We start from the raw sequence: 12,478 nt of genomic DNA on the forward strand, positions 1-12,478 counted from the left end.
GCTATTTCTCCTTTGTTCCGAATAAGGTGCCGGCATTCATGCCGGTGCTGAGCACGCTCACATCTACATGAAGCTCGAATTTGCTTTCGGCGAGCAGATCATCCCATGTCGGCTCGAGCTGTCTCCATAGCTTCGGATTTCTCCGGTAAATTTGATTGCCGATGCCTAGCATGTCGAGTTTTTTCTTCTGCAACAGGGTCAGGAGATGCTGGATTTGCTTCTCAACCTGCTGCGTGATCGCCTCCTCGAAGTGCTCCACGTCCTTGCTGGTCTTCAGGTGCGAGCATCGCAGCTCTCCGATAGTGCCCTCTATCGCAACGTCCGCGCTAATGTGAACGGCATCCCCCTGTATGCTTGGTCTGAGCCTGCTGTTGAAGCTCAGCACCTCTAGCGATTCTTTGTCTTGAATACGATGATGGACATTGTTTATGCAAGGAAACTCCAGCACCCCGGATTTGTATTTATCCGTCAGCATCATGAACGCTTCCGTATCCTGCTCTTTGAGGATGCCGACCATCTTTCCGTCACGGATCAAGGCAACGCCGGAGATGATGGCTTTGGGCTCTGTGCCGTCGATATGCAGATACGGAATGGTAGACGTCTTGGAGGGGCTGCTTAGCTGGATTGCCAATTGATAGAGCGGAATGCTGGAGGTTTCCGCAGAATATTGCGTTCCGCTCAGCTCCATTCTTTTGAACTGTTGACCGATGGTTTGCTCGATGAATGGCTTGATGTCCAAATAACTTCCGGCGGAATTCTGTGTAATAATTGGCAGGATGGTGCCTCGCGGCTCATGGTCTCTGGAGAAGAAGTCAAGCACTTCCCGTATGTTCAGTGATTTAGCAAGCTTCTCCCCTAGCAGAATGACGCGCATGTGATCCCACTTGGCTTTTCGCCCGAACTTCGCCGGAATCTCCCTCATCGCATCGAAAAAGGTTTCGCCGCTCGTGACGATATTGATCCCTTTGGGCGCGGTGCCTCCGACATTGCCCATCTCCATTTTGCTGGACGGATTGTAGAAGTGGGTCGTAATTTCAATTTGAGTATCATTAATCATATCGATCGCAATCGCTTGGACATAGCCGTATTCGTCCAGTTCTTTATTATCCCAGCATCCGCAGAGCAGACTGAGGGCAAGCAGTAAGGCAAGCAAGCGGAGGCGGCGCTTCATGATGTTTTTTTCCTTCCTGGCGATTTGCGGTACATGTGCCGGCTCCGGGGGGAATGGAGCAAAAGTCTCGGCAGTACGATAACAACATCCCGCAATCTTCCGATATCCAGCGGCGCAAGGGAAGAGAGATAAGGTACCCCAAGCGAACGCAAGGTGGCCAGATGAAGATAGATCAGAATAATGCCGACCATGATGCCGAGTCCTCCGAATGTCGCTGCGAGGAACATAAGCGGAAAGCGCAAGATTCGCAGTGCAATGGCCAAATTGTAATGAGGCAGAGCAAAGGATGCGATGCCTGTCAAAGCGACGACGATGACCATAACTGGCGATGCGATCTGCGATTGAATGGCAGCTTGACCGATGACAAGCGCTCCAACAATGCTGACGGCGGAGCCGATGGGCCTTGGCAGCCTAATACCGGCCTCCCTTAGCAACTCGAAGAAAAATTCCATAATCAAAGCTTCGACAAGTGCCGGGAATGGGATGCCCTCCCGCGTATTCAGGATCGCCAGCAGAAGAACCGTCGGAATCAATTCGGAATGAAAGGTAGACAGTGCAATATAGGTGCTCGGCAGCATCAGCGCGATGACGAAAGCGGACATCCGTAAAATCCGAATCAGGGATGCGAAGATCGAGCGATAATAATAATCCTCGCTGTTGGTGAAAAACTCGATGAAGCTGCCGGGGCATATAAGCACGGACGGACTTCCGTTGACTATGGCGATAATTTTGCCCTCCAGCAGGGCCGCGATGACCGTGTCAGGGCGCTCTGTATACCGAACCTGTGGGAAAGGGGAATAAAGCGATTCGCCGATCCATTCTTCCAAATAGGATACTTCCACGATTTCTTCTTTGCCGATTCCATTCATTCTTTTTTTGAATTCATTCAGTACATCTTGCTGTACGACACCTTCCAAATAACCGTAGGACACTGTCCGCTGAACATGCTCGCCGGAGATGAAGCGTTCGAATTTGAGATGGGGCGATTTCAGCAGACTGCGAATGACGCCGATGTTGCGTTCCAGGCTTTCAATAAAGCTGACATGCGGGCCTTGAACAGTAGGTTCGGTAATGGGCTCTGAAGCTTGGCGTTGCTCGACGTCGAAGGCGGAATAAGCCAGCGCTTTTGACCATCCATCAAAAAACAAAACGACCTTGCCGTCCAGAACGGCTGCGACGGCCGCGGAGATATCTGCCAGCAGTTCAGCATTGGGTGAAGCGATGCCGTTCTGCTCGAAAAAACGGCTTACGTCCTGAACCGTCAACTCGGAAACGGGTCCCAGCTCATGTGAAACCAGATTCTGAAGCGTATCCTTCACATAGTAGGCAGGTGAAGATTTGGTCAGCGTATCGAAATAAACGGAAAAGGCAGAATACGCCAGGTCAGGTCCATAGGTCCAAGTCATGACTCTGAGATCCGTGCATTGGGCAAATACGGTTTCCATGACCCCCCGGTTATTGGCGAGTGTTGTGGAAATAGACTGTTCTGTCCTCGGCTGCCCGGTATCTTCTGACGGATCGGTCGGCTCCGGCGGGAGGTCCTTGTTATTTGGCGGTTTCCTCATGTGGTTCTCCTTACGGGATCGGATGTCGAAAGTACTTACATCTTTTCCCTGATGGGGGAATTGTATGCGGAATTCGGGGAGAAACGGGGATGAACGGATGATGAACAAGCCTTACTACCATAGCTCAAGCTGTCCGCCTGGTTGATGCGGCTCGATCAACGTGGGATCGTCGTTGCGTACGTTGCCCACGGCGGGACTGACGGGATAGGCTTCAAGCAAATCAGAAGGATAGGGCCTTAGGAGAGAGGATAATAGGGCGAGGTTCTGCTGCTCGCGATCGAGCCATACGGCCTCTTGCTCCGGATGCAGAATAACGGGCATACGGTCATGGATGGGCGCAACGATTTCATTGGGCGCGGTGGTCAGAATGGTACAGGTGTTGATCCTCTCGCCGCTAGGCGATATCCATGTCTCGTACAGTCCGGCCAGGCTGAATACGGAGCCGGATTTGAGCCGAATGCGCATAGGCTGCTTGCCGCGTGCGGTCGCTTGCCATTCGTAGAAGCTGTCTGCGGGGAGAAGGCATCTTTTTTTCTGAAAAGCGTTCTTGTACGCCGGCTTCGAAGCGGCTGTCTCGGAACGCGCATTAATCATCGTGTAGCCGATCTTCGGATCGTCGGCCCATGATGGGACGAAGCCCCACTTCAGCTCGCCCAGCCGGTTGCGGCTGCCGTCGTTAATGATTGCCAGCACACGCTGTCCTGGAGCAACATTGTATTTGGGCCGATGAAAGGGGATGTTCGTCTCCTCGATCATGTACCTCACCATCAATTCCTCCAGTGTAATGGTTACCGTATAGCGTCCGCACATACCTGCCTCCTCCTTGAAAAGAAACTTGTCCTCTTCATTATAACTTTCTCATTCGGGCCTTGCGAGAAGCAAGCTGTCGCTCCCGCGCATACGGTACGTTATGTGCATTCCGCTCGGTATGATGAGCCATTCATTCGCGGATAATGGTAAGAGCGGTTTTTTTGGAAGGAGGGACAGTAGATGGAGGAGGAGAAGAAGCCCGGGAGCGAGGAGCGGGATGAGCGAGCCAGTCTCGGCGGATGGCTCGGACATCTGCTGGCGCTGCCCGGCGAAGCGCTCGCTTATGCGACGGGCAAGTGGAAGGCGATGAGCGCATCCAGCGACATGCTGGAATCGGCGGAGCCGCTGGCGCTCGCGCCTGCTGCCGTGGCTCGGCTGAAGGAGCCATGGACGAAGCTGCTTGCATCCGGCCATGCTAGCGGGGAGAAGGGGCATGGTGCAGCCGAAGGCTCGCCTTGGACGGCGGATGAGGGGATGCTGATTCAGCGAATTCGGTCAGAGACGGCGGAGGCGAATCGCAACAATGTGACGAGGACGGAAGCTTACCGTAATATGTACTTCCGTACTCCGGAGCTGCATTGGGCGCTGCTGGCGCATCTCGTATCCCGCAATGGCGGGTGGAATATGACCGATCTTCAAGGGGAATGGCTGCCCCGGCTGCTTACGGAGGAGCAGCGGCGCGACGTCTTTCTCTTCCTGGAGCGCGCGAACGCGCTGATCTTCCAGGATGCCTATCCGCAGCTTCTTCTGTATCAGTGGAGCCGGGCGCTAGGACGGAGCCTGTTCCATCTGCTGCCTGCCTTCGGTGTATCGAAGTTTATGCTTCCGGTATGGAAGCTGTTCTGGCGCGATAAGGATTCTGCCCTGCTGACAACAGCCCTCATTGTGAATGAGCAGCACTATATTGAGAGCCGCGTCGTACGGAACGAGTATTATGAGAAGCGCGTGCTGCATACGTTGTTTTTCGGCTTGCAGTCGCTGCTGCAACTGAACGGTGTCCTCTTTCCTTATGGGAGCGGTGGCGGGAAGGAGGCTTGCGACGGGGAGAATGGCGATGGTCTCCAGCTTGCGGGACTTATTCTGGAGGACTTCCGCGATATTCATGAGCGGATTGAATTCGGGAAGCGTCTTTATGCGATGCTTTTCGGTGTTCCGCGCGTCTTCGACGGAGCACGCTGCTTCGCGGCTGCGGTGAAGCATACCGGCTCGCGCAGCGATTATGCCGCCTTGCTATATGAGGATGTGCGGCATGAGCCGCCGCGCCGCGTCTACGAGGAGAAGCTGCTGGGCGGACGGCTGAAGAAGGGAGCTTCGCGCATTTATAGCCCTGCGCTGCAGGCAGCCTGGAAGGATCATCCCGTCGAGCCTGCGGAGCAGGGAGACTGGTTCCATAGCGTGGATGCGATCCTTCCTTACTTCCGCGAGCTTCCGCTGCCACGCAACTTCGAGCTTACGAATGAATACGGGCTGATGCTAAGTAAGCTGGAGCTTGCCGTTCTGGCAGTCCAGCGGGGCGAATCGCCCGTATCAGATGAAGGGAATAGCAAGAGCGGCGCGTAGCTGTCGTCGCAACGTGTAATAGCCGCGGTCCGGTTGGATCGCGGCTGTTTTTCGGTTTATTTGCATGTAGGTGGATAAGTATGTGAGACCATCAGGGTTTTATTTACTAGTCATCTTACATTGGCCGAGAAGGCGCTATGTGTTTTGACACTTAAGTGTGGATGTGGGCCATCACATGCCAACTGCCGGGTGCGGACAGCGTATAAAAATATTGACCTGCGGCTGCTCCTGTAACGATAGGGATAAGAGGCGCGCCTGATACGCCAGGATACATGGCTTGCTGTGAGGACAGGGAAATGTTTTTTGAACCGACCCATACGTTTGTGCAGGATGGGGTGGGTGTTGTGGTACATACCTGTTGGTACACGTTAACGGTAAGGGTGTCGTAATATGGGCCGGTGTTGACGATTACGCCATTGCCGAAATAGATGGTACCGCCGCTGAAGTTGTGGATGGTGCTTGTATAAGAATAAGCAGCGGATGCCGACGGCACGAATGAAACCAACAGGGCGACCGTCAGCAGGATGGAGATAAAAGCTCTTTTCATCATGGTACCTCTTATCATTTGATCAGTCATAATTTGCTGTTGCATCATCATTAACGATTCCTCCTTAGAATGGACTGTCGGTCAATCGGATGGATTCACATTCGAGTCATTTTGCAAATTCATGTTCATTCAATAAGTTTCATCTTCTCCTTTCCAAAGAGTTTGAAGTTCATGGTCCAACCCACAATGGATAGGGAGGCGTGTTATCAACGCTAAGAGAATGAAAGTATAGCGCTTACACATACTATATTTTATGTATTTATTATACTCAATAGGAAAGAAGACATATCTTTACTTTTCGACAAACGAGAAGCGGTTTGGGGCACATTCGGATGAAAATGAAGGAATAAAAACCTGATAGGATATATATTAAATATGCTAGTTTTCATTTGGTAGTTTCAACTTACTTCCGGGTTTCGAACGGCGATGGTTACTCTGCTTCCAGCGCCGCCCCTTCGATATCTCCGATCGGGAACCACTCGCCGTCGACCATGAAGCGGCCCTTCAACTCGTCGACGCGGTCGACGATGCCGATGACGGTCAGCAGCTCGACGGGGTGGAACAGCCGCACGGAGATAGGCTGCCGTCTAAGCAGCGATTCCGAGACGACTCGCGATACCTGCTCCCACTCTTGTTCGTCCAGCTCAATTCGTACGCGCCGTCTGAGCGATTCCGAGTAGGCGTTGATCGCCGCCTTATGCTCCGGCAGCATCATGCGGCTAGATTCCCATAGTCCGTTGCCTTCAAGCTTTTTTCTCATTTGTAATGCCCTCCGATCTTTCTAGCGCGGTCCTCCGCTTGCCCTGCCTTAGTAGCCGAGACCGCCCTTACGATACTGGTATCGCCATACTTGCGCTTAATAGCGTCCGTCGCTTTCTCCAGCGCCATCCACTTTTCCTGATTCGGCTCGAACAGCGAGAGCTGGTATTCATCGTCTGCGGCGAACTGAGATAGACTAACGCCTACCTTGCGGACGGGGAGTCCGTCCCAGTGCCGCTTCAGCAACTGGACAGCATATCGGTATACCTGGTTGGTTACACTGGTCGGATCGTCCATTTTCATCTGGCGGCTGAAGCCGCTTGGCTTGCTATAGTCGGCGCCCATACAGGCGACCGATACGACATGCCCCATGTAGCCCTTGCTGCGGCAGCGCTGGCAGACAAGCTCGGTCAACTCCAGCAGGACGACCTTGATCTCTTCCAAGCTTTCGTAGTCGCGTGGGAGAGTCATCATATGGCCGATCGTCGTGGGGGCCGTCTCGTGCGTGCCAGGTGTAACGGGACTGTCGTCGAGGCCGTTCGCGATCCGCCAGTACAACTCCGCGTTAATATCGGAGTTGCGTCCCAATTTGCGTCGCATAAGGGTCTTCAGCTTCTCCAGCGGCGTCGCGGCAAGCTGGCCGATCGTCTCCAGTCCCATTGCGTTGAAGTGCCGAGTCATACGGCTTCCCGTCATGAACATCTTCGCTATAGGCAGCGTCCACAGCTTCGTGGCAAGTTTATCCGATGCTAGCGTGTAGATGCCCGAGTCGTTCTTCTTGGCGTAATTGTCGCAAGCCATCTTCGCCAAAATCTTGTTCGGCCCGATACCGAAGCGGGTATAGATGCCCGTCTCCTCCTGAATGCGCTTCTGGATGAGCGCGGCCAATTCTTCGGCAGAGCCGTACAGGTGAAGAGAGCCGGTCACGTCTAGAAACTGCTCGTCGACGGAATAAGACTCGACGAGGTCTGTGTACGATTGATAAATGTGTGTAATCATGAGCGAGATGTCAATGTACAGCGCCATGCGCGGCTGTACGATGATCAGGTCCGGGCACTTGGCGAGTGAATCGCCAAGCCTCTCGGCCGTTATCACGCCGTACTCCTTGGCAATGGGGCAGGCTGCCAGAATAATGCCGGATCGCCGCTCCGGGTCGCCCGCTACAACGAGCGGCCGGCCGGCGTATTCCGGATGCTCCGCCTTTTCGACGGAAGCGTAGAATGATTGGCAGTCGGCCAGCATGATTACTCTGTCGCGAGCCATGCTTGTTGCCTCCCTATCCCTTAATAACGCGAATGTATGTTCTCTATATGATATGCTTATTATATACAGAACATACGATCGTGTGCTATCTTTTTTTAAGTGGTTATTATTGACAAAGCGAAGAAGCGTCGTACCTTTGGCTCCATCTTGCAGGTGTGTAAGCGGAAGCTGGAGAACTATAATAAAGAACAAGAAACCAAGATGGGGATTAGCCCAATTTTTGCTGGTTGACGGCTCGGTTTAAGGGAGGTTACTGCATGAAGGTTTTAAAGGGCTCGCTTATTGGAGGCGTAATCGTATGCTGCATTATGGTGTTTGGATTAAATCATTGGGATGTACTGTATGGCCGGTATATAGCGCAGTCTTTTTTCAGCCATCTGACAACGGGCAATCTTACGGCGGCCTCAGAGGACATATACTTTCATAGAGAAGATGGCACGTATACTCGGGAGGGCAACGGGGCGAATGCAACTTGGATTGAAAGAGTTCAGAACTTGCAAGAGCAAGGGATTCACGCTGTGTCTTTTAAAAGTCTGAAGGTGCAGAATGATGATGGTGAGCCTGTCGGAAGCGTCATCCTGACACTTGAGGAGAAAGGGGAATTGAAGGACTATCGTCTTGTATTTTTCTTTAAAGGAAACCTGAGCGATTTTGGGATCATAAGGTTTCAGCAAATAGAAGCGCCCGATCAGTATCCGAAGTGGCAAGAAGCACTTTCTGGAGCGCTATAATATCCCAAAAAAGCGGCGTACCCTGCGGAAGGGGGACGCCGCTTTTTACATGGATCGTTTATGCCGGATTTTAGCCCTTCGAACCGCTGAAAAACTTCTCGTTATAGACAACGCTGGGATGCTTCGGATTGTAGCCTTGTGCGATGCGATGATGCTCAATCGCTTTGTCGCGTTCGCCCAGCCGGTCGTAGCAGACGGTTAGCTGCAGATGGGGCAGCCAGGTCCATGTGGCATTGTCCGTGGAGCCCATCAAATCCTTCGGCTTCTCCAGCTTTGTCGCCTGCGTGAACCAATGGATCGCTTGCTGATATCGCTTCTGCTCCAGAAATACGCTGCCGAGCTGGCAGCAAAATTCGGCGCGTGGGAGATCATAATTCAGCGTACGCAGCAGCGACGCGATCTGTCGATCCGCTTGCCCCAGGCGTCCGTAGCAATCCGCTTGCTTCATGCACGCCCCGATATCATCCTCCACCCAGCCAAGTCCCGATACTAGAAACTTCTCGTACCAGTCGGCAGCCTCTTGAAGGCGGGCATGATCGCGAAGCTCATTGGCGAAATAATACTGGTCACGCGGAGAAAATTCTTCGCCGCCCTCCAGACGTTTTAAGTAGATGCGAAGATTGCGGTCAGTATGGTGTCGTTCCTTGCGGTGCGTCACTGCGATATCGCTATGATAGGTATAGCCCGATACGGCCAGATATTCATGTACGGGACCGATCCAGCGGAAGTCGCGGCTGCGGCGGACCAGACGGTTTCTTTTCAGGCTGAAGACGGGATTGCCGTTGTGGTCAAAAGTCAGATTGTAATTCATCGTGACACTGTCGTATGGAAGCTCTTGCTTCTCCTTCAGCGCCTTCAAGCGGGTCAGATCCTCCGGCTCAAGCACATCGTCGGCATCCAGCCAAAGGATGAACGTCTGGGTCGCCTGCTCGAAGCTGTAGTTGCGGGCCGCCGCAAAATTGTCGATCCATTCAAAATCATAAATAACGGCTCCGAACGAAGCTGCGATCTCCTTGGTCTTGTCTGTCGAGCCGGTATCTACGATGACGATCTCGTCCACCGCATCCTTGACGGATGACAGACAGCGCCCCAGGCTGTCTTCTTCGTTGCGGACGATCATGCACAAGCTAATGCTGTTCAAGCTGTCACAACCTTTCCTTCTCGGTTCTTGCTTTTTCGTCAGTACATTGTATTAGCTCGCGCTGGAGTTGGTTACATACATATTCCAAGGGGAATCGAGCCAAAATAGAGGCAACTTGGAAACAGAGGGTGCGATATGACACAAACCAAAAAAACGGCATTGACACCGCTCAGCCCTTCGCTGCGGGCGAACGTTCAAGCCGTGAATGCCCGGTTCGGCGGAAGCAGCGATCTCGTCGTGCGTTTGTTCCGCAGTGATGCCGCGCCGGAGCGGGAGCTGGGACTGCTGTATATCGAGGGGCTCGTGAATACGGACGTCATTAACGAAAGCCTGCTGGCTCCTCTGATGTCGATGAAGCTGCCTCCCCATATGGAGGGCAAAAGCGACCGATTGATGGAGGCGCTGCGCACAAGCGTTGTGTCGATAGGGAGCGTGAAGGAAGCCGCAGCGCTGGAGGAAGGGATCCAGCAGATGACAGACGGCTGGTGCTTGATCTTCGTAGACGGAAATGCGGTTGCGCTGATGGCTGCGGTAGGCGGGGCCAAGGAGAGGGCAATCGGCATCCCGCAGACGCAGACGGTCATTCGGGGGCCGCAGCGCGCTTTCGTGGAGGAGCTGGGTACCAATATCAGTCTGATTAGACGGATTATCCGCTCGCCTGACTTGCATGTGCAGACTCATAAGATCGGTACGCAGACGCATTCAAGCGTCGCCGTGCTTCATCTTCATGGCGTGGCGGATCAAGGCATTGTGAAGGAAGTATACCGAAGGCTTGCAGCGATCGATCTCGACGGCATTCTGGAGAGCGGCTACATCGAAGAGTTCATTCAGGACGAGACGTTCACGATGTTCCCGACGCTGCTGAACTCGGAGAGACCGGATTCCGTCGCGGCGGGATTGCTGGAGGGCAGGGTGGCCGTTCTCGTCGACGGCACGCCGATCGCGCTTATAGCTCCGACGACGTTTTTCAGCTTCTTCCAGTCTGCTGAAGATTATTATCAGAGGTATGATATCGCCTCATTCGTCCGTACCATTCGCTACGCAGCTTACGTCATGTCCATGTTGTTGCCGGCCTTGTATATCGCAGTAACCACGTTCCATCAAGAGATGTTGCCGACGACGCTGTTGATTAGCCTCGCTGCGCAGCGGGAGGGCGTGCCCTTCCCCGGTTTGGTTGAAGCTCTGCTTATGGAGATGACCTTCGAGGTGCTGCGGGAAGCGGGGCTTCGTATGCCGCGGGCAATCGGACCGGCGATCTCAATTGTCGGAGCGCTCGTTCTCGGACAGTCCGCAGTACAAGCGGGCATCGTCTCTGCGGGGATGGTCATCGTCGTATCGTTCACGGCGATCTCCAACTTCGTCATGCCGGAGAACAATATGGCGGCCACCTCCCGTATTATCCGCTTCGGGATTATGATTATGGCGGGCATGCTCGGCTTCTTCGGCATCTTTATCTCCGTGCTGTTCGTACTAATCCATCTGGCGTCGCTGCGTTCCTTCGGCGTTCCCTATATGTCGCCGGTTGCCCCGGGGGGGAAGAGCGGCGGGCTGTGGCGAGACGTATTCGTGCGCGTACCGTGGTGGGCCATCGTACTGCGTCCGCTGGATATGAAGCTGCGCAATCCGAAGCGGCAGAGGAGCGGGAGAAAACCTCCCGCCCAGCGCCATTGAAGGAAAACCTTGAGGGGAGGCGGACGGGATGAAAGCGATTCGGCTTCTGCTGTTAGGCTCGCTGCTTCTGCTCCAGACGGGCTGCTGGAACAGAGTCGAGTTGAATGATATTGCCATCATATCCGCGACGGGAGTGGATTGGGAGAACGGGAAATGGGTGCTCACCAATCAAATTGTCATTCCTAAGGCAATTTCCGGCCAAGCGGGGGGCGGGCGGACGGCTGCGGTGAACGTGTTCTCCTCGACAGGAGACAACTTCCGCATTGCGATCAGCAAGGCGAGTCAGGAGTCGTCGAGACGGCTCTATTTCTCGCATAATCAGATTGTTATTATCGGTCAGGAAGCGGCGCGCAAGGGAGTTGGACCGCTCCTGGAGGCGTACCTGCGCAATCATGATTCCCGGGAGACGGTTGATGTGTTCCTCTCCAAAGGAACGGCCAGGCTGATGCTGGAGCAGCTAATTCCACTGGAGCAGATTCCGGGGGCGGCCATTCAGCGGATGATCGTCAATGAAGAGATGAGCAGCTCATCCTACAGGCAGATGACCATTCATCATGTGCTCATGGACTTGCTCGGACATACGAAGGCGACCAGCATACCAGGGCTTGCGCTGGCTGGCTCTGGAGAGAGTACAGACAGGGTCGATATGCTGAGCCAGACATCCACGCCATCCAAAGTGCGGCTCAGCGAGCTTGGCCTTGTCTATGGAGACAAGCTTGTAGGGTGGATTGGCGAAGAACAGAGCAAAGGCGTGATGTGGCTGACCAACCATGTAGACAAAACAACGGTGGCGTTCGCCTGCACTGCCGGGGGAAAGGGCAGACAGGGCTCCTCAGCGCGAGTCCTCCATTCTGTGACGAAGGTGAAGCCGCAGCAGCAGGACGGCAAATGGGTGATGAAAGTGAATATTGAGGCGCAGGGCACTCTGCTGGAATACGATTGCGGCGGCGACTTGATGAAGCCGGAGGAAATATGGGAGGTGGAACGGCTCGTCGAGGAGCGAATCGCATCGATTGTGACGGATGGCTGGGAGGTGGTCCGCAAGCACAAGGTGGACGTACTCGGTTTCGGCACGCTGATTTATAAACACCACCCCAAAACATGGAAGGTCATAGAGAGAAACTGGAAGGAAGAGTTTCCACAGACGGAAATTGAGCTGAACGTGAATATGAAGCTAAGCTCTACGGGTATGAGCGGCAAAAGCTTCAAGGAAGCGCAGAAGAAACCGGGACTGTAGCCCGCGTCATACATCTTGATAGC

At 53.8% G+C, this 12,478-nt stretch carries 11 protein-coding genes; 4 read left to right on the forward strand and 7 right to left on the reverse strand.

The window, feature by feature from the left end:
- Window position 1: 1 nt before the first annotated feature.
- The 3 genes from DX130_RS05150 to DX130_RS05160 form a co-directional block, all read right to left on the reverse strand.
- Window positions 2-1,171 (reverse strand): Ger(x)C family spore germination protein, encoded by a 1,170-nt coding sequence (locus DX130_RS05150; RefSeq protein WP_116043367.1) that lies wholly within the window; start codon window positions 1,169-1,171, stop codon window positions 2-4.
- Window positions 1,168-2,736, reverse strand: a complete 1,569-nt coding sequence (locus DX130_RS05155; protein WP_116043369.1) for a spore germination protein — start codon at window positions 2,734-2,736, stop codon at window positions 1,168-1,170. The genes DX130_RS05150 and DX130_RS05155 overlap by 4 nt, the downstream gene beginning before the upstream one ends.
- Window positions 2,737-2,850: 114 nt before the next feature.
- On the reverse strand, window positions 2,851-3,546 hold the full coding sequence (locus DX130_RS05160; protein ID WP_116043370.1) for an SOS response-associated peptidase: 696 nt from the start codon (window positions 3,544-3,546) through the stop codon (window positions 2,851-2,853).
- A gap of 180 nt (window positions 3,547-3,726) precedes the next feature.
- Between DX130_RS05160 and DX130_RS05165 the strand changes: the two genes are divergently transcribed.
- Window positions 3,727-5,106 carry a DUF2515 domain-containing protein gene (locus tag DX130_RS05165; protein WP_116043372.1) on the forward strand — a complete coding sequence of 460 codons (1,380 nt, stop codon included), beginning with the start codon at window positions 3,727-3,729 and terminating at the stop codon, window positions 5,104-5,106.
- Window positions 5,107-5,257: 151 nt separating this feature from the next.
- Here DX130_RS05165 and DX130_RS05170 read toward each other — a convergent pair whose 3' ends face one another.
- The 3 genes from DX130_RS05170 to DX130_RS05180 form a co-directional block, all read right to left on the reverse strand.
- On the reverse strand, window positions 5,258-5,704 hold the full coding sequence (locus DX130_RS05170) for a hypothetical protein (protein ID WP_116043373.1): 447 nt from the start codon (window positions 5,702-5,704) through the stop codon (window positions 5,258-5,260).
- Window positions 5,705-6,083: 379 nt separating this feature from the next.
- On the reverse strand, window positions 6,084-6,413 hold the full coding sequence (locus DX130_RS05175) for a YolD-like family protein (protein ID WP_116043375.1): 330 nt from the start codon (window positions 6,411-6,413) through the stop codon (window positions 6,084-6,086).
- A complete protein-coding gene (locus DX130_RS05180) occupies window positions 6,410-7,675 on the reverse strand; it encodes a DNA polymerase IV (RefSeq protein WP_116043377.1) in 1,266 nt (421 codons plus the stop codon). The genes DX130_RS05175 and DX130_RS05180 overlap by 4 nt, the downstream gene beginning before the upstream one ends.
- Window positions 7,676-7,932: 257 nt before the next feature.
- Here DX130_RS05180 and DX130_RS05185 point away from each other — a divergent pair, with 257 nt between their 5' ends.
- Entirely contained in the window at window positions 7,933-8,406 is a 474-nt protein-coding gene (locus DX130_RS05185; protein ID WP_116043378.1) for a hypothetical protein, read from the forward strand.
- 70 nt (window positions 8,407-8,476) lie between these two features.
- Here DX130_RS05185 and DX130_RS05190 read toward each other — a convergent pair whose 3' ends face one another.
- Window positions 8,477-9,547 (reverse strand): tetratricopeptide repeat-containing glycosyltransferase family 2 protein, encoded by a 1,071-nt coding sequence (locus DX130_RS05190; RefSeq protein ID WP_206098763.1) that lies wholly within the window; start codon window positions 9,545-9,547, stop codon window positions 8,477-8,479.
- 135 nt (window positions 9,548-9,682) lie between these two features.
- On the opposite strand from DX130_RS05190, the gene DX130_RS05195 reads away from it, so the two are divergent.
- Window positions 9,683-11,218 (forward strand): spore germination protein, encoded by a 1,536-nt coding sequence (locus DX130_RS05195; RefSeq protein WP_116043380.1) that lies wholly within the window; start codon window positions 9,683-9,685, stop codon window positions 11,216-11,218.
- Window positions 11,219-11,246: 28 nt separating this feature from the next.
- The gene (locus tag DX130_RS05200) at window positions 11,247-12,455 is read left to right on the forward strand and encodes a Ger(x)C family spore germination protein (protein WP_116043382.1); all 1,209 of its coding nucleotides are present in this window, start codon (window positions 11,247-11,249) and stop codon (window positions 12,453-12,455) included.
- Window positions 12,456-12,478 lie beyond the last annotated feature (23 nt).

The sequence above is a fragment of the Paenibacillus paeoniae genome (assembly GCF_003388735.1).
In the GTDB taxonomy this organism is placed as follows: Bacteria; Bacillota; Bacilli; order Paenibacillales; family Paenibacillaceae; genus Pristimantibacillus; species Pristimantibacillus paeoniae.